The organism is Streptomyces sp. NPDC003023 (assembly GCF_042888225.1).
GTDB lineage: Bacteria > Actinomycetota > Actinomycetes > Streptomycetales > Streptomycetaceae > Streptomyces.
Genome location: NZ_JBIAPL010000001.1, coordinates 967590 through 983395, shown reverse-complemented (window position 1 = coordinate 983395; position 15806 = coordinate 967590). Strand labels below are relative to the sequence as shown.

General features: G+C 71.6%; 16 protein-coding genes. 2 read left to right on the top strand and 14 right to left on the bottom strand.

Annotated features, from left to right (window positions below):
* The first annotated feature begins 15 nt into the window (after positions 1-15).
* Positions 16-372, top strand: coding sequence for a VOC family protein (locus ACFYV1_RS04085; protein WP_389393767.1), 357 nt, complete (start codon positions 16-18; stop codon positions 370-372).
* 104 nt (positions 373-476) lie between these two features.
* Here ACFYV1_RS04085 and ACFYV1_RS04080 read toward each other — a convergent pair whose 3' ends face one another.
* The 3 genes from ACFYV1_RS04080 to ACFYV1_RS04070 all read right to left on the bottom strand — a co-directional run bounded on the left by ACFYV1_RS04080 (position 477) and on the right by ACFYV1_RS04070 (position 1962).
* Positions 477-848 (bottom strand): ArsR/SmtB family transcription factor, encoded by a 372-nt coding sequence (locus tag ACFYV1_RS04080; RefSeq protein ID WP_389393766.1) that lies wholly within the window; start codon positions 846-848, stop codon positions 477-479.
* A complete protein-coding gene (locus ACFYV1_RS04075; protein WP_389393765.1) occupies positions 845-1291 on the bottom strand; it encodes an SRPBCC domain-containing protein in 447 nt (148 codons plus the stop codon). Before ACFYV1_RS04075 ends, ACFYV1_RS04080 begins: the two co-directional genes overlap by 4 nt.
* A gap of 83 nt (positions 1292-1374) precedes the next feature.
* Positions 1375-1962 (bottom strand): GNAT family N-acetyltransferase, encoded by a 588-nt coding sequence (locus ACFYV1_RS04070; RefSeq protein ID WP_389393764.1) that lies wholly within the window; start codon positions 1960-1962, stop codon positions 1375-1377.
* A gap of 182 nt (positions 1963-2144) precedes the next feature.
* On the opposite strand from ACFYV1_RS04070, the gene ACFYV1_RS04065 reads away from it, so the two are divergent.
* Positions 2145-2627 (top strand): hypothetical protein, encoded by a 483-nt coding sequence (locus tag ACFYV1_RS04065; protein ID WP_389393763.1) that lies wholly within the window; start codon positions 2145-2147, stop codon positions 2625-2627.
* Between the two features lie 111 nt (positions 2628-2738).
* Here the strand turns inward: ACFYV1_RS04065 and ACFYV1_RS04060 are convergent, their stop codons facing one another.
* From ACFYV1_RS04060 to ACFYV1_RS04010, 11 genes are all read right to left on the bottom strand, one after another.
* The gene (locus tag ACFYV1_RS04060) at positions 2739-4523 is read right to left on the bottom strand and encodes a CocE/NonD family hydrolase (protein ID WP_389393762.1); all 1785 of its coding nucleotides are present in this window, start codon (positions 4521-4523) and stop codon (positions 2739-2741) included.
* A 125-nt stretch (positions 4524-4648) separates the two neighbouring features.
* Positions 4649-5578, bottom strand: coding sequence for an LD-carboxypeptidase (locus ACFYV1_RS04055; protein WP_389393761.1), 930 nt, complete (start codon positions 5576-5578; stop codon positions 4649-4651).
* Positions 5575-7578 carry a prolyl oligopeptidase family serine peptidase gene (locus ACFYV1_RS04050; protein ID WP_389393760.1) on the bottom strand — a complete coding sequence of 668 codons (2004 nt, stop codon included), beginning with the start codon at positions 7576-7578 and terminating at the stop codon, positions 5575-5577. The genes ACFYV1_RS04055 and ACFYV1_RS04050 overlap by 4 nt, the downstream gene beginning before the upstream one ends.
* 11 nt (positions 7579-7589) lie before the next feature.
* Positions 7590-8936, bottom strand: coding sequence for a M20/M25/M40 family metallo-hydrolase (locus ACFYV1_RS04045; protein ID WP_389393759.1), 1347 nt, complete (start codon positions 8934-8936; stop codon positions 7590-7592).
* A complete protein-coding gene (locus ACFYV1_RS04040; RefSeq protein WP_389393758.1) occupies positions 8929-9765 on the bottom strand; it encodes a M55 family metallopeptidase in 837 nt (278 codons plus the stop codon). Before ACFYV1_RS04040 ends, ACFYV1_RS04045 begins: the two co-directional genes overlap by 8 nt.
* A 114-nt stretch (positions 9766-9879) precedes the next feature.
* The gene (rocD, locus tag ACFYV1_RS04035; protein ID WP_389393757.1) at positions 9880-11103 is read right to left on the bottom strand and encodes an ornithine--oxo-acid transaminase; all 1224 of its coding nucleotides are present in this window, start codon (positions 11101-11103) and stop codon (positions 9880-9882) included.
* Positions 11100-11930: a dimethylargininase gene (ddaH, locus tag ACFYV1_RS04030; protein WP_389393756.1), complete on the bottom strand. Its 831-nt coding sequence runs from the start codon at positions 11928-11930 to the stop codon at positions 11100-11102. Before ddaH ends, rocD begins: the two co-directional genes overlap by 4 nt.
* 186 nt (positions 11931-12116) lie before the next feature.
* A complete protein-coding gene (locus tag ACFYV1_RS04025; protein WP_389393755.1) occupies positions 12117-12767 on the bottom strand; it encodes a maleylpyruvate isomerase N-terminal domain-containing protein in 651 nt (216 codons plus the stop codon).
* Positions 12768-12824: 57 nt separating this feature from the next.
* A complete protein-coding gene (locus ACFYV1_RS04020; protein ID WP_389393754.1) occupies positions 12825-13313 on the bottom strand; it encodes an Lrp/AsnC family transcriptional regulator in 489 nt (162 codons plus the stop codon).
* Between the two features lie 38 nt (positions 13314-13351).
* Complete coding sequence (locus ACFYV1_RS04015; RefSeq protein ID WP_389393753.1) at positions 13352-14131, bottom strand: hypothetical protein; 780 nt, start codon at positions 14129-14131, stop codon at positions 13352-13354.
* Positions 14115-15785 carry a substrate-binding domain-containing protein gene (locus tag ACFYV1_RS04010; RefSeq protein WP_389393752.1) on the bottom strand — a complete coding sequence of 557 codons (1671 nt, stop codon included), beginning with the start codon at positions 15783-15785 and terminating at the stop codon, positions 14115-14117. Before ACFYV1_RS04010 ends, ACFYV1_RS04015 begins: the two co-directional genes overlap by 17 nt.
* Between the last annotated feature and the right edge of the window lie 21 nt (positions 15786-15806).

The following is a 15806-nucleotide window of genomic DNA, read 5'->3' as shown; positions in this document are numbered from 1 at the left end:
ACTACCCTCGTCCGTATGGAGATCCTCGGAACCACCCTGCGCATCTGCGTCGACGATCTGGAAGCCTCCGCGGCCTTCTACGAACGGCTCACCGGCGCCCCGCCGCTCCGCTTCGAGCGCGGCGGGGTCTCCGTGGCGGCCGTGGGCTGCTTCCTGCTGATGAGCGGCCCGGAGCCGGAACTGGAGATCCTGCGCAAGGTGTCGGCGACGATCGCCGTCAAGGACGTGGACGACGCACACGCCACGCTCAACGAGGTCGGCGCCAGGGTCCTGGCCGGTCCGGTGGAGACCCCCGTGGGCCGCAACCTGATCGCAGTGCACCCCGACGGGTCGGTCTTCGAGTACGTCGACCGCAAACCGGCCGCCGCCTGACCCCGGCCACGTCGCGGGTGGGCGGCGCGCACGGTTCGGTGCGCGCCGCCGCGGCTCGTCGCGCCGGCTGCGAGGGCCGGCGGCTCGTCGGTCCGGCAGGTGCCTCAGCCGCCTCGGCGCGCATCGCGTTCGGCTTCCTCCGCCGCCTCGGCGACGCGCTTGATGTTCGCCAGTCGCCGGTCCCAGTCGGCCGCGAGCGCCGCCATCCACCGTGCCGTCGCGTCCAGGGCCACGGGACGCACCGCGTACCGCACTTCACGTCCGACGCGGCTGCCGGTGACCAGGCCGGCGGCGTCCAGCACGGCGAGGTGCTTGACCACCGCCTGCCGGGACACGGGGAGTTGCCCGGCGAGTGTCGTCGCGGTGGCCTCGCCGCCGACGGCCAGGAGCTCGAGCAGTCGGCGCCGCGTCGGTTCGGCCAGCGCGACGAGCACGCTGTCGACGGCCGAGTCGGCGCCGCGGTGTTCGTCCGTCACGCGGATGGCTGCTCTGCGCGCGCCTTGAGCGCGCCGAGCTCCAGCGGCCAGCCCTGGCTGTGGTCCTTCCGGTTCTGGGTGCGCAGATCCTCGGGCCCGGCCAGCGCCGCGAACCCGCTCTCGACGACGCGCAGCCGCGTCTGCTCACCTTCCTGGGTCAGCGTGAACTCCACGAGCGTGCTGTTGTTCTCGCGCAGTTCCTCGCCGGGGAACGCGCTGGTCCAGCGGTAGGCGAGGTACGTGGGCGGATCGACCTTCTCCACCCGTACCGGGAAGTCGCCGTGCTCGGGGTTCCTGGCCACCATCGACTCGCCTTCCTTGGCCACGGTGCCGGGCAGGCTCGCCTTGTCGGCGACCCAGAAACCGGGTTGCGCGACCAGCGACCAGACCCGCTCCAGCGGTGCCGCGATGAGAGTTTCGCTTTCGATCCGGTCCTCGTTCATGAGGGAACTCCTGGTTCGATGCCATGCTTGGATGCAACTTCAGGGTTGCACATCAGAACCCGAGGTGCAACCGAACGGTTGCGTCAGGGGTGGCGGCCGTGCCGGTGGAGGCGGTCCGCCATCTCGCGGGTGATCGCCCAGCGCTCGTGGTCGCGCCAGGCGCCGTCGATGAAGAGGAAGTCCGGTGAGTAGCCCTCCAGCCGGAAGCCGGCCGAGCGGACGAGCCCGATGGAGGCCGCGTTGAGGGGCTGCACGGCGGCCTCGACGCGATGCAGATCAAGGCCGCTCCGGGCGAAGGCATGGGCGAGCAGCAGCCGCAGCCCTTCACCCATGAGCCCGCGACCGGCGGCGTGCGAGAAGGCACCGTAACCGATCGCGCCGCCCTGAAGGGCGCCACGCACGATGTTGTTGACGTTGACGAAGCCGGCGATACCTCCGGTGGCGAGCTCGCAGATCAGGAAGCCCTCCTTGGCCGGATCCTCGAAGAGACGCCGGGCATAGCCGACGTAGTCGTCCTCGGTGAGGGGCGGAAAGAGCCAGGGCCGGTGAAGCGCGGTGCTCCGCCGGGCGCACGCGGTGAATTCGGCGGCGTCGTCGTACGTGAAGCGGCGCAGGCCGACGCGTTCACCGGCGGCCAGGTAGGCGCCGCGAGGCGACAATGTCTCGGACATCGCGTCAGATTACGGGACGGCGCCCCGGCCGTTCCCGCACGGAGCCCGGCGGGGCCGAGTCGACTCCACGGCCCCGCGTCCGATCCACGACTGCCCAACTGGCGCAACTTTCGGGTTGCACCTCACCCCTTCAACGTGCAACTCTGAGGTTGCAGCTCGGGAATCGAACCGAAGGGAACACCATGGACACGACAGCACTGCGGAGCGCCTACGACAGGCTGCTCGACGCGGCGGCCCTCCCCGGCCTCGGCGACGCCGTCGACGGAGGATGGAACGCCGACCAGATCCTGGCCCATGTCCTCAGTGTCGACGCCTCGACAGCAGCGGTTGCGCTGGGTGTCGTCGCCGGCGCCCGGCCCGCCTTCGACAACCGGATCGCCCTGGACACCTGGAATCTCGACCGGATCATCACCGAGCACACAGGCCGGGCGGACCTGATCGCCCATGTCCGAAGCCAGGCCACGGTCCTGTGCGACATCGCCGACCGGCTCGGCGAGGAAGCCGCCTCCGTGTCGGTGCCGACGCTGCTGCTGTCCAACGACGCGCTCGTGCTGGACCAGCCGATTCCACTGGCAGCCCTCGTCGACGGCCTCGCCGAGCACCATGTGCCCGTGCACACGCAACAGCTCCTCGATCTGCGCGTCGCCACCCCTCGACCCGTGTGAGAGCCGGCGAAGGACGCCGGACCCGGCCGTACTCGGCGGGCCATCCGCCCGGGGTACGCCGCTCGGCGGGCCATCCGCCCGGGGTACGCCGCTCGGCGCGCAGCCGGCCGGTCAGGAGCCGGAGCCGGGCACCACGGGGAGTTCGAGGACGCCGGTGTCCTCCGGGGCGCTGACGACGGTCACCGTTTTGACGCCCCGGTTGCCGTAGTACGCGGTGTCGCTCGCCGCGATCACGAACTCGAGCCGGTGCCCGGTCTCGTAGCGGTGCACGATGCCCGGCAGCTCCACCGTGAACGGCCTGGTCACGTCCGGCACCCTGACCGGCGCGACCAGCCGGTTGACCAGGGTCCTGGAGCCGTCGGGTGCCACGTCGTACACCTTGGCGAAGAGGACCAGCCTGTCGGCGGCGTCGCCGGAGTCCTGGACGCGTTCCGTGCCGGGTGAGACCACCTTCAGCCGGGCCCTCGGCGCGCCGACGACGTCGAGGGGCGCGGTGAGCGGCCGGCTGCGCCAGCCCAGGTGTGTTCCCGGCATGTCGTACGGCTCGGGGTCGGGGATGCCGAGCAGTCCGGACAGGGACGACTCGGAGTGGCTCGTCGGCACGAGCCAGTTGGTGTAGGTCCGGCTGCCCCGCGCGACCTCGGCCCGGCTGCCGACGAGTTCGCCGTCACCGGAGAGGTACATCCTCCGGGACGGGGAGGGGACGGCGCCCGCCTCCCCGTAACCGGCCTGCCAGTCGCGGTAGTAGGCGAATGCGGGGCCGGTGTCCGTGCTCGCGTTCCCGTGCAGGTACCGGTCGAACCAGGCGAGGATGCGCCTGCCGACGTAGGCGGACTCGAGGTTGCCCGCGCCGAGGTCGAGCTCTCCGGAGGCGGGGTCGGTCATCCCGCCGCTGTGTCCCCAGGACTGCCAGATCATCTTGGTCGGGGTGCCCTGGGCCTTGAGCGTCTCGTAGGTGTCCTGCGCCTCGTTGAGGGTGAACAGGCTGTCGGCCTGCCCCTGGACGAGCAGGGTCGGCGCCTTGACCCGGGACAGGTAGGAGACGGGCGAGACGCTGCTCGCGAAGCGCCGCATCGCCTCGGTGCCGTCCGCCGGGTACCGCCCGGAGACCAGCAGGCGCTGCGTCTCGCAGGCGCGGGCCACGAAGTGCAGGCAGGTCGGCGATCCGAGACGGGACGGGTCGAGGCCGGGGTCGAGCAGCGGCTGCCCCTCGCCGACGAGGAAGAAGCCGTTCGTCCACTGCCACTTGAAGGCACCGGGGACCGTCGTCCCCTCCGCGTTGTTCGGGTCGAGGGAGTGGTTGAGGTCGTGCCAGGTGATCAGCGGGACGAGCGCGTCGACCCGCTGGTCCACGGCGGCGGTCGCCATCTGGACGGCACCGCCGTACGAGCCGCCGATCATGCCGACGCGCGGATCACCGGCCCCGTCCCCGGTCACGAAGTCGATGACGGTGCCGTCGTCGGCGGCGTGCGTCCCTGCCAGGAAGTCGATCAGCCGGGACGCCGCGCGGCCGTCGATCCGCGGGTCGTCGAGGGAGATGAGGCAGCCCGACTTGCCGAAGCCGAGGCCCGAGTAGGCCAGGGTGACATAGCCGCGGGCGGCGAACGCCGCTGCGGTGGCGTCCGTGGAGCCGTCCGCCTTGCTGCCGCCGAAGCCGTTGGTGGTGAGCACGGCGGGGGCGGGCCGGTTCGCGTCCGTCCCGGCCGGCCGGTAGAGGTCCGCGTCGACCACGCACGTCCTGCCACCCGCCTCGACGGTGAACTGCAGCGCGGACACCGAGAACCGGCCGGACTCGTCGTCGGCAGCCGCCGGGGAGGCGACCGCGAGCGGCGCGAGCAGCGCGGCTGCCGCGGCCAGGGCGAGCGACGTGCGGATTCCGGGCAGGGCACGGGACACGATGGACCTCCACGGCGGGGGCGCCGTACCGACCAGTCAGTAGGGGTGCCCATCGTGTGGCAGATGCCGGAAGCACGTCAACGCTCTCGACACGACCTTCTTGACAGCGATTCAGCTGCGCGCGGTCAGATCAGTGCCGGCACGTCCAGCGTCAGGCTGCGGGCGTCCGCGTCGAGTACGGCCGGCACACCGAGCGGCATCGTGAGGTTGGTCGGGCCGTGGCCGAAGCCGAACTCCTCGACGACCGGGACACCGAGGCCGCCGAGCCGGTCGGCGAGCACCGCGCGGATCTTCTCGTACGGTCCGCACCCCGCCCAGGAGCCGAGCACCACACCCGTGACGCCGTCGAGCAGGCCGGCCCGCAGGAGTTGGGTGAGGATGCGGTCCAGTCGGTAGTCCTCCTCCTCGATGTCCTCGATCAGCAGCAGCCCGCCCCGCGCCGACGCGCGGGCGTGCGGTGTGCCGAGATCGGCGGCGAGCAGCGAGACGCAGCCGCCGAGGGTGACGCCGCGGGCCCGGCCGGGGACCATCGTCCCGGCGCCGTCCAGGGCGTGCAGGGTCTGCACCGACTCGGGTTCGAAGAGCGTGGCCCGCAGCGACTCCTGGGTGCGGGCGTCCTTGAGGAAGACGTCGGTGCCGGTCATCGGGCCGTGCAGGGTCGCGAGCCCCATCCGCGTGGCGAACGCCTCGTGCAGCGCGGTGACGTCGCTGTACCCGACGAACGCCTTGGGGCGTGCCGCGCGCATGGCCGTCCAGTCGACCAGGTCGACCATGCGCTGGACGCCGTAGCCGCCGCGTGCGCAGATCACGGCGGAGAACGACGGGTCGCACCAGGCCTCGGTCAGGTCGCGGGCCCGTGCCTCGTCCTCCCCCGCGAGATACGCCAGCGCGGCGTGGGTCTCGCGGACGTGGGGCATGACGACGGGGTCGAGGTCCCATCCGCGCAGGATGTCCAGACCGTCGTCGAGACGCTCGTCGGGTACGGGACCGCTGGGCGCGACGACGGCGACCCGGTCCCCCGGACGCAGTCGCGGCGCACGGGCGAACAGGGTCATTTCCTCAGCTCCAGCAGCGGGACGTCGGTGCGGGTGACGCCGAACGTCTGGGCGTACAGGGACAGTTCCGCCTCGAGTGCGTGAATCATCGTGTCGGCCCTGCGGAATCCGTGGCCCTCGCCCTCGAAGGCGATGTAGGCGTGCGGGATCTGGCGCTCCGCCACCCGCTCCAGGAAGCGTTCGCACTGCGCGGGTGGGCAGATCACGTCGTCCAGGCCCTGAAGGAGCAGGAAGGGGGCGGTGAGCCGGTCCACATGCCGCACGGGCGAGCGTTCGTCGTAGCGCCCGGGGACCTCGGCGAGCGGGCCGACCAGCGATTCCAGATATCGCGACTCAAAGTCGTGGGTCTCGCCGGTGGCCCATGAACGCAGGTCCAGGATGGGGTAGATGATCGTGCCGCAGGCGTACACGTCGGTGCAGGTCAGAGACGCGGCCGTGGTCCAGCCACCCGCGCTGCCGCCGCGGATCGCGAGCCTGGCCGGGTCGGCGGTGCCCTCGTCGGCGAGGGCACGGGCGACCGCCGCGCAGTCCTCGACGTCGACGACGCCCCACTGTTCACGCAGCCGGTTGCGGTACTCGCGGCCGTAGCCGGTGGAGCCGCCGTAGTCGACCTCCGCCACGCCGATGCCGCGGGAGGTGAAGTACGCGATCTCCAGGTCGAGTACGAGTGGGGCCCGGCCGGTCGGGCCGCCGTGCGCCCACACCACGTACGGAGGGAGTTCGTCGTCGGGCGCGACCCGGTCGGGGCTCTGCGGCGGGTAGATGTGGGCGTGGATGTCGCGGCTGTCCGGGCCGGCGAAGGTGCGGATCTGCGGCTCCGGGTAGTACGCCGGGTCGACCGGGTCGTCGTGCGGGCTGCCGACGACACGCGTGCGGCCGGTGCTGGTGTCGAGCTCCACCACCTCGTAGGCGCTGCGTGGGCTGGCCGCGACGCCGAACACCCGGTCGCCGTGCACGGCGAGGGTCGGCGCCCATTCGCTCCACGGCCCCGCGGCGTCGACGAGTTCGCCGGTCTCCGGATCCAGTATGCCGAGCGCCGTGGCACCCCTGCCGTGGATGACGGCGACGAGTCCGCTCTCCAGCGGCTGGAACCACTGGGAGCCGATCTTCCACAGCGGCCCGCCGAACTCCTCGCCGCGGCCCGGGCAGAGCAGGGTCCGGTCACGGCCGGGCCCCGTCTCCTGCGGGCGGACGCGCTGCAGATCCCACCAGCCGGTGCCGTCCGCGGTGAGCAGCAGTGAACCGTCGGGGGCCCATTCGACCTGTGCGACCGACTCGTCCGTGTCCTCGCCGGTCACGGGGCGGATACCGGCGAACGCCCCGTCCGCCGTCACCTCGCCGAGCATGACCACGGTGCGGTCCCACGGCATCTGCGGATGGTCCCAGGCGATCCAGGCCGCGTGCCGTCCGTCCGGCGACAGCCGCGGGCCGGTGACGAAACGGTGCCGGTCGTCGCTGAGCTCCCGTACGGCGGACCGGTCGGCGGCCGCCGAGCCGTCCAGCGGTACGGAGGCGATCACCCGGCGCACGTCGGTGGGCGAGGGGCCGGTGAACTCCTCGAGGACGCACCAGACCTCGCCGCGCTCCGGGCGCAGCCGCGGGTCGGCCCAGCGGAGTCCGCCACCGACCTGGGACAGCGGGGTCAGCGGCCGTGGCTCCGCGCCGGGAACGTCGGGCTCGTAGGCGTAGAGGCGCTGGTCGGGGAAGTGGACGAAGACGACGAGGGGGCCCGCCTCTTCCCGTGCGGTGCCGGCCCACGGGATGCCGCCGTACTCGATGACGCGGCTGCGGACGTTCCAGGGAGCGGGGAGCACCGAGTCCTCCCTGCCGTCGGGCCGGCGGCGCACCAGTGCCCGTCTGCCGCCCTCCGTGGGACGCGGCGCGGTCCACCACACCTCGTCGCCGACGACGCCGAGATACTCGGGGCGCCCGTCGTGCGAGGCGGCGAGCGCGGCGTCGATCGGTGACGGCCAGGTTCCGTAGGCCCCGGTGGGCACCATGTCCGAACCCCCTAAGCGGTCTGCAGATAGTGGTCGAGGACCCGGACGCCGAAGTGCAGGGCGTCGACGGGGACGCGTTCGTCGACCCCGTGGAAGAGCGCCTGGTAGTCGAAGCCCGGCGGCAGTTTCAGCGGTGAGAAGCCGTAGCCGGTGATGCCGAGCCGGGCGAACTGCTTGGCGTCGGTGCCGCCGGACATACAGAACGGCACCACATGGGCGTCGGGGTCGAACGCCTCGACGGCGGCGCGGAGCTTGGCGAACGTCGGGGAGTCCACGGGGGCCTGGAGGGCGATCTCGTTGTGGTCGAACTCCCAGTCGACGTCTGGGCCCGTCAGCGCGTCCATGGTGGCGTGGAACTCGGCGTCGGTGCCGGGCAGGATCCGTCCGTCGACGAGGGCCGTGGCGGTGCCGGGGATGACGTTGACCTTGTAACCGGCGGACAGCATCGTCGGGTTGGTGCTGTTGCGCACGGTCGCCTCGACGAGTTTGGCGGCCGGGCCCAGCTTGGCGAGCAGTTCGTCGACGTCGAAGCCGGTGGCCTCCAGGTCGGCCGCGGTCAGCGAGATGCCGTGCAGCGCGGCCAGTTCGAGCAGGGCGGCCTTCACGGTGGGCGTGAGCCGCACCGGCCAGCGGTGTTCACCGATACGGGAGATGGCGGAGGCGAGCCTGGTGACGGCGTTCTCGCGGTTGACCTTGGAACCGTGTCCGGCCCTGCCGTCGGCGGTGAGTTTCATCCAGGCCGTGCCGCGTTCGCCGGCCGCGACGGGGTAGAGCGCGAGGCCCGGCCCTGCGTGGAAGGTGTAGGCGCCCGACTCGCTGATGCCCTCGGTGCAGCCGTCGAAGAGGTCCGCGTGCTCCGCGGCGAGGAAGCCGGAGCCGTCCGCGGCGCTGGCCTCCTCGTCGGCGGTGTACGCGATGACGATGTCGCGGCGGGGCCGGATGCCGTGCCGCGCCCAGGCGCGCACGACCGAGAGGATCATCGCGTCCATGTTCTTCATGTCGACGGCGCCGCGGCCCCAGACCACTCCGTCGCGGACCTCCCCGGAGAAGGGGTGGACGCTCCAGTCGGCGGGCTCGGCGGGGACGACGTCGAGGTGGCCGTGGACGAGCAGGGCGTCGGCCCCGGGGTCCCAACCCTCGTAGCGGGCCACCACGTTCGTGCGGCCGGGCGTGCGCTCCAGCAGCACCGGGTCGAGACCGGCATTGACCAGCCGCTCGGCGACGTACTCGGCGGCGGGCCGTTCCCGGCAGTCGCCGCCGCCCCGGTTGGTCGTGTCGATGCGGATGAGTTCGGAGGTGAACGTCACCACTTCGTCGAGGGCCCGGGCGTCGATGGGGGTGTCGTTCACGTCAGCCATACTGCTCCTCCACGGCGGCGGAGACGATCGTCGTGACCGCCTTGAATGTGCGAATGCCCTCGTACATCGTCCCGCTGGTGTACTCCACGCGCCTCTCGCCGCGTGCCCTGGCCACGCCGGGGACGACGGTGGCCGCGGCGGCGAGGTGCTCGGCGTCGAACTCGATCTCGACCGTGAACGGCCCGCCGTCCACGGGCTCGTGGCGTACGGCGAGGGCGGCCGCCTCCTTGGCCGCGGCGCGGATGTCGGCAGCGGTGCGGGCCGGGGTGCGGCAGACGGCCGCGTACCGCGAGACATGGTCCTTGACGGCGACCTTGAGCGCGCCGGGGGCGTAGCCGAGGGCGTCCTCGCAGGTGAGGTCGTCACCGGTGACGAGGACGACCGGGACGCCGTACTCGGCGACGACATGCGCGTTGAGGTGGCCCTCGCTCGCGCGGACGCCGTTCAGCCAGACGCCGGTGATGGAGTTGGCGAGGTAGGTGTGGGCGAGGACGCCCTCGGTGCCCGCGCCGGTGTGGTAGCCGACGAAGGCGATGCCGTCGACGTCGCCGTACTGCACGCCCTCGACCATGGAGAGGGACTTGTGACGGCCGGTGAGCATCTGGGCGCGCTCGTCGAGTTGTTCGAGGAGGAGATTGCGCATGGTCCAGTGCGCCTCGTTGATCAGCACCTCGTCAGCGCCGCCGTCGAGGAACCCGAGGACGGCCGCGTTCACGTCGGAGGTGAACAGGGAGCGGCAGCGTTCCCATTGAGGTGTCCCCGGCAGTACGTCAGCAGGCCAGGTCACCCCCGTGGCGCCCTCCATGTCGGCACTGATGAGGATCTTCACACTGTCTCCGTTCCGCTTCGGCCACGCTGCCAGAAGTGCACCTTACGACAGCGTGGCCGTGGAGCGGAGGGGCTGGTCACCCGCGTCCCGGACGTTCCCGGGACGCGGCCGGAGTCAGCCGAGCACCTTCTCCAAGGAGGCGAGGGCCGACTCGAGTTCGTCGCGAGTGATGGTCAGCGGCGGCGCGATGCGGATCGTGGAGCCGTGGGTGTCCTTGACGAGGACTCCCGCCGCCATCAGGCGTTCGCTGATGTCCCGGCCGGTGCCGATGGCGGGGTCGATGTCGACGCCCGCCCACAGGCCCCTGGCACGGAAGCCGACGACGCCCTTGCCGACGAGCCCGGCGAGGCCGTCGCGCAGGACCGCTCCCAGCTCGGTCGCCCGGCGCTGGAAGTCGCCGGTGGCGAGCAGGTCGACCACGGCGGAACCGACGGCGGCGGACAGCGGGTTGCCGCCGAACGTCGAGCCGTGCTCGCCCGGCCGCAGCACGCCGAGGACGTCGCGGCGGGCGACGACCGCGGAGACGGGGACGATGCCGCCGCCGAGTGCCTTGCCGAGCAGCAGCATGTCGGGGACGACGGACTCGTGGTCGAGGGCGAGGGTGGTGCCGGTGCGGCCGAGGCCGGACTGGATCTCGTCCGCGATGAACAGGCAGCCGGCCCGGCGGGTCAGGTCGCGCACCCCGGCGAGGTAGCCGTCGTCGGGGATGAGGACGCCCGCCTCGCCCTGGATGGGCTCGATGAGCACGGCGGCCGTGGTCTCGTCGATGGCGTTCTCGATGGCGGCGAGGTCGTTGTAGGGCACGACACGGAAGCCGGGCGTGAAGGGGCCGAAGCCGGCGCGCGCGGTCTCGTCGGTGGAGAAGCTGACGATGGTGGTGGTGCGGCCGTGGAAGTTGCCGTCGGCCACGATGATCGTGGCCTTCTCCGGGGCGACGCCCTTGACCTCGTAGGCCCACTTGCGGGCGACCTTGATCGCGCTCTCGACGGCCTCGGCGCCGGTGTTCATCGGCAGGGTCATCTCGAGGCCGGTGAGCTCGGCGAGGCCCTCGGCGAAGCCGGCCAGCTTGTCGTTGTGGAAGGCGCGCGAGGTGAGCGTGACCTCGTCGAGCTGGCGGTGCGCGGCGGCGATCAGGCCGGGGTGGCGGTGGCCGAAGTTCAGTGCCGAGTAGCCGGCCAGCATGTCGAGGTAGCGGCGGCCCTCGACGTCCTCGACCCAGACGCCCTCGGCGCGGGCGACGACGACGGGCAGCGGGTGGTAGTTGTGCGCCAGCGAGGTTTCCTCGGCGCGGATGAGCTCCTCGGAGGAGCGCTGGGTGCGTACGGGGGTGAGAGTCATGCGCGGATCTCCTGGGTGCAGCACTTGATGCCGCCGCCGGACTTGTGGAATTCGGACATGTCGACGGGAACGGGCTCGTAGCCGTGTGCGGCGAGCTGTTCGACGAGGGCCTTCGCCTGCGGGGCGACGAAGACGTTGCGGCCGTCGGAGACGGAGTTGAGGCCGAAGGCCGTGGCGTCCTCACGGGTGGCGATCACCGCGTCGGGGAACAGCCGCCGGAGCACCGCGAGGCTGCCCGGCGAGAACGCCTCCGGGTAGTAGGCGATGTTCGCCTCGCGCCCGTCGTGCCCGTCCTCCAGGACGAACAGGGCGGTGTCGAGGTGGTAGAAGTACGGGTCGACCAGCTGGAGGCCGATGACCGGTACTCCGAAGAACTCCTGCACGTCGCGGTGGGCCTCGACGCTCGTGCGGTAGCCCGTGCCGGCCAGGATGTACCCGCCGACGGGCACGAGGTCGCCCTCGCCCTCGCACACCTTCTCCGACCGGTGGACGTCGAACCCGGCGACCTTGAACCAGGCGGCGTACGGCTCCTCCTCCGGCCGGCGCTCCGGCGCGTGGAACCGGGAGCCGAAGACCTTGCTCTCGAGGACGAGCGCCGAGTTGGCGGCGAAGACCATGTCGGGCAGTTCGGCGTGCGGTTCGACGGAGTCGACCCGGTGGCCGAGCGCGCGGTAGGCGTCGGTGAGCGCGGTCCACTGGGACCTGGCGAGGTCGGGATCGACCTCGGCCTCCCCGCTCATCCACGGATTGATGGCGTACTTCACGTCGAAGTAACGAGGTTCGCAGACCAGGTAACGCCTGGGGCGAGGCACACGGCTGGGTGGCACCCGGGTTTCCTCCCGATTCTTGAGATGACCGGTGACAACCGGTGACGACCGGCGACCCCTCAACGGTAGGAATCAGGAGGTTCGGGCGACAAGGAACATCTGCTGCGTGTATACGCAGCGATGCTGCGTCGTGAGGCCGCTTCGCGGCATTTCACGTCGCCCGTCGGCTCACACCACCCTTTCGGGCTAACCGAGCGGCGCTCCGTACCAGCGCCAGGTGGCGGGACGGGGACGTCCGGGGAGGTCGGCACGGCCGGTGGACCACAGCAGGGAGGGCCACGGCGGGGCGTCCGCGGGGGCGCCGGGGAAGAGCCGGGCGAGCACCCGGGAGCAGATGCCGGCGGGCGGGTCCCACGACAGACCGAGCCCTTCGGCCAGATCGTGGGTGTGCACCAGGGTCTCCACGATGCCCATGGCGGCGAAGCCCTCGGCGTCCGACGCCCCGAAGACATGGTGGGAGCGCACATGCGGCGGGGTGGTGCGCACCATCGCGACGAGCAGCGCGCCGCTCGCCTCCAGGACCTGGAGCAGTCCGTCGGGCCCGGCGGCGCGGTTCGCGTGGACCGAGTTCGCGGGGCCGCCCGGCCGGCGGCTCTCGTAGACGAAGGGCACCTCGCGGTCCTGCGGCGGGGTGCGGGGGCCGAGCTGGACGGCGTACGCGAAGAGGTCGTCCGCGAGATGCTCGACGGTCTCCCAGCACGTCCACTCGAGCGTTCCTGCGTTGCCGTCCCAGGCCTCCGGGGGCGCGTCGCGGAGCGTGGCGACGGCGAGCCGCACGGCCCGGTCGAGGTCGTCGGCGGTGACGGGCGGGCGCTGCGCCTCTTCTGATCGCTGCATGCGGGAACGGTAACCGCCTCCGTCCCGGCGGCTGCCGGGCGGAGGCCGCAGACCGGTTCAGCCGGAGGTCGCGGCCCGGCCGGCACCGGCTTCGGGGCTGCTGGTGAGCAGGTGCGACAGGACCATGTAGCTGATCGTCTTGCGGATGAACGGTTCGGCCCTGATGCGTTCGAGCACCTCCTCGAAGTGCTCGACGTCCGTGGCCCGTACGTGCAGGAGCGCGTCGGCCCCGCCGGTCACCGTCATCGCGGCGGTGATCTCGGGATGGTTGCGCACGACCTGTGCGAGCCGCCGGGGCGGGGCGGCGCTGTCGCAGTACACCTCCACGTACGCCTCGGTGGCCCAGCCCAGCGCGGCCGGGCGCACCGTCGTGGTGAAGCCGGTGATGATGTCGTTCTCGCGCATCCGGTCGACGCGACGTTTGACCGCCGTGGCGGAGAGGCCGATCGCCGCGCCGATCTCCGTGAAACTCGTCCGCGCGTTCGCCACCAGAGCGGCGACGATCTTCCGGTCCAGTTCGTCGAACGGCGCGGATTTGTTCGTCATGTCGATGTTCCTTAGGACGGCCCTGTCGCGGGCGGACCTTATCGGAAGATGGCCATGGCCTGCACTTCCAGTACGGCGTCCTCACTGTTCCAGTCCTGGACCTTGCCGAGGCAGCGGGCCGAGAAGGTGCCGTCCGGCACCTCGTTGCGCAGCCCTTCGGTGGCGCAGGTGACCCGTACCCGCGGTCCGGCGGCCGGGTCGTCGGGGTCGCCGTAGGGCGCGAGGAACACCGTGGACTCGGGTGACTCGTCGATCTTGCGGAAGCGGGCGCGGATGAGCACAAAATCCTCGATGTCACGCAGCCGTACGTCCTGCTGCGAGGACCGGCCCGTTCCACCGGGCCGGTTCGCCAGTGCCCGGGTGAGTGCCGCGTTCCGTCTGACCGTGCCGCCCGCGAGGTCGACATGGACGATGACGTCGTTCTCCTCGAGCACGTCCATGATGATCCCGATCACCGAGATGGGTTCCGCGACCTCCATGTACTTGCTGACGATCTCGCTGTTGTCCCGTCTGCCGCCGCCGGCGCTCAGGCCGAAGACGGTGGCTCTGATGGTGCCGTCCTTGCTGTCGCTGGTCCGCTGCTCGACCTCCCTGCGCAGCGCCGCCGCGTAGCCGCGCATCTGGTAGTGGTCCATGACGGACCGGTCGTGCAGGTAGAAGCACATGCTGTAGGTGAGGTTCCGGGCGCCGCCGCGCCGGTTGGCCGCCAGTCGCCCGACGGCGAGGACGAGCAGTGCCGCCGCCCCTGCCACCGTCAGGGTCCACAGCAGCATCCACGGCCACCAGACGCCCCACCACGCCTCACTGAACACACCCACGGATCTCCTTGAACGCGCTGAGGAGGGACCGGTCCGTGGCGTCGACCATGCGGCCGCCCGTCGCCCGTGCCCCTCGGCCGAGTTCCCTCGTGTCCGCCTCGCCGTAGCGGATCGTGTACGTGCGCACCCGGCGGACGTCCTCCGGCAGCCGGGCGTGGGCGCGGACGAAGGAGTCCACGTCCATGCCGGCGTTGTTCTCGCCGTCCGTCATGAGGACGATGGACACCTGCCGCCCCGGCCGTTCCCGCAGATCACGGGCCACCGTGCGGTAGGCGTGGTCGAGCGAGGACCAGATGGCTGTGGAGCCGTCGAAGTCGTCGGCCGCGACGACGCCGCGCAACCGGTCCAGGTCCCGCTGCCCCTCGTAGGTGATGTGCCGCTCCTCGAGCACGCGGCCGCCGAACCGCATCACGGTGAGCGACTCGCCCCGGTAGAAACGGACGAACTTTCCCGAGGGCGAGTCGTCTCCCCCGGCGAGGGCGTCCATGGTCTCCCGCAGCCGCGCGATGCGTTCGCCGCGCATCGAGGTGGAGAAGTCGAGGAGGAAGACCACCTGGGCCGCCCGGTCCCGCTCCGGGTCGCCGTAGTCGGCGAGGAGCCGGTCGACGACCTTCTGGTCGTCGGGGAAGTACAGGGCGTTGCCGACCGGCTCCCGCAGCCGGTCGATCCGCTGCACGCCGGGGTCGATCGGCCTGCGCAGCGTACGCTCCATGATCTTCTTCTGGACGGGTTCGCTGCGCAACCAGTCGACCAGCCTGTCGTAGGCGGCCCGTTTCGCCGGGTCGAGCAGGAGCAGCGGATAGTCGGAGAGCACCATGCCGTCCCTGGGGTAGACGATCTCCAGCGGTTCACGGAGCCTGCCGCTGTCGTTGAGCGCCAGCAGTTCGGACTCGTAGGTGATCAGGCCGTTCAGCTCGTCCTGCCGCGCGGCGTAGCCGTCGGCGAGCTTCCCGGAGGCGTCGCCGGTGAGGACGTGTCCGGCGAAGAAGCCGTGCAGCCGCTCGCAGGAGACGTCCTCCGGGCGCAGGGCGGTGCCCGTGCCCGCGGCGGCCGTCGCCACTCCCACGAGAGCCGCGAGGCCGCTGTTGGTGTGGCGCGGGTCGGCCATGCCGAAACGCAGCGATCCGTCCGCCGCGGCGTCGGCGGCGTCCGCCCAGGAGATCTGGCCGCCCGTCGCGGCCTTGCGCAGCCGGTCGGCCATGGCCCGCTTCACGCCGAGGACGACGGGTGAGCGCATGATGTTGGTGGCCAGCGGCTTCTCCCCGTGCCCGCCGTTCGCCTTGGACTTGAGCAGGAAGTAGCGGTCGGAGGAGAGCCAGGCGAGGTCGTGTCCGGGGCGGTCCTCGCGCGCCGCGAGTTCGTTGCTGGCGTCCACGGTGCCGCGGTGGTCCATGTCGAGCGTGATGCCGGTGTCACGGCGCAGATCGTCGAGCAGGGGGGCCAGGTCGGCGAGTTCGGAACTGGCCAGCACCCGCAGGGTGACCGGTCCGGGGCGACCGGGGGCGCAGGCCGTGGCCGTGGCGAACCAGAGGACCGCCGTGCACAGGGCGATCAGGGTGGTTCCCCGGCGCCGCGGCTCCGTCAGGGCGGTCGCAAGGCGCCGCCGCTTCGTCACGGCCGTCAGGCCGGTCGCCAGGCGCCGCCGCTTCGTCACGGCCGTCCCCCGCCGCGGCTC

Excerpts from the sequence above, each read along its gene's own strand:
- ACFYV1_RS04085 (WP_389393767.1), top strand. The coding sequence starts at position 16 with ATGGAGATCCTCGGAACCACCCTGCGCATCTGCGTCGACGATCTGGAA.
- ACFYV1_RS04070 (WP_389393764.1), bottom strand. The coding sequence starts at position 1,962 with ATGTCCGAGACATTGTCGCCTCGCGGCGCCTACCTGGCCGCCGGTGAA.
- ACFYV1_RS04075 (WP_389393765.1), bottom strand. The coding sequence starts at position 1,291 with ATGAACGAGGACCGGATCGAAAGCGAAACTCTCATCGCGGCACCGCTG.
- ACFYV1_RS04020 (WP_389393754.1), bottom strand. The coding sequence starts at position 13,313 with ATGACGAACAAATCCGCGCCGTTCGACGAACTGGACCGGAAGATCGTC.
- ACFYV1_RS04045 (WP_389393759.1), bottom strand. The coding sequence starts at position 8,936 with ATGGCTGACGTGAACGACACCCCCATCGACGCCCGGGCCCTCGACGAA.
- rocD (WP_389393757.1), bottom strand. The coding sequence starts at position 11,103 with ATGACTCTCACCCCCGTACGCACCCAGCGCTCCTCCGAGGAGCTCATC.
- ACFYV1_RS04025 (WP_389393755.1), bottom strand. The coding sequence starts at position 12,767 with ATGCAGCGATCAGAAGAGGCGCAGCGCCCGCCCGTCACCGCCGACGAC.
- ACFYV1_RS04055 (WP_389393761.1), bottom strand. The coding sequence starts at position 5,578 with ATGACCCTGTTCGCCCGTGCGCCGCGACTGCGTCCGGGGGACCGGGTC.
- ACFYV1_RS04050 (WP_389393760.1), bottom strand. The coding sequence starts at position 7,578 with ATGGTGCCCACCGGGGCCTACGGAACCTGGCCGTCACCGATCGACGCC.
- ACFYV1_RS04065 (WP_389393763.1), top strand. The coding sequence starts at position 2,145 with ATGGACACGACAGCACTGCGGAGCGCCTACGACAGGCTGCTCGACGCG.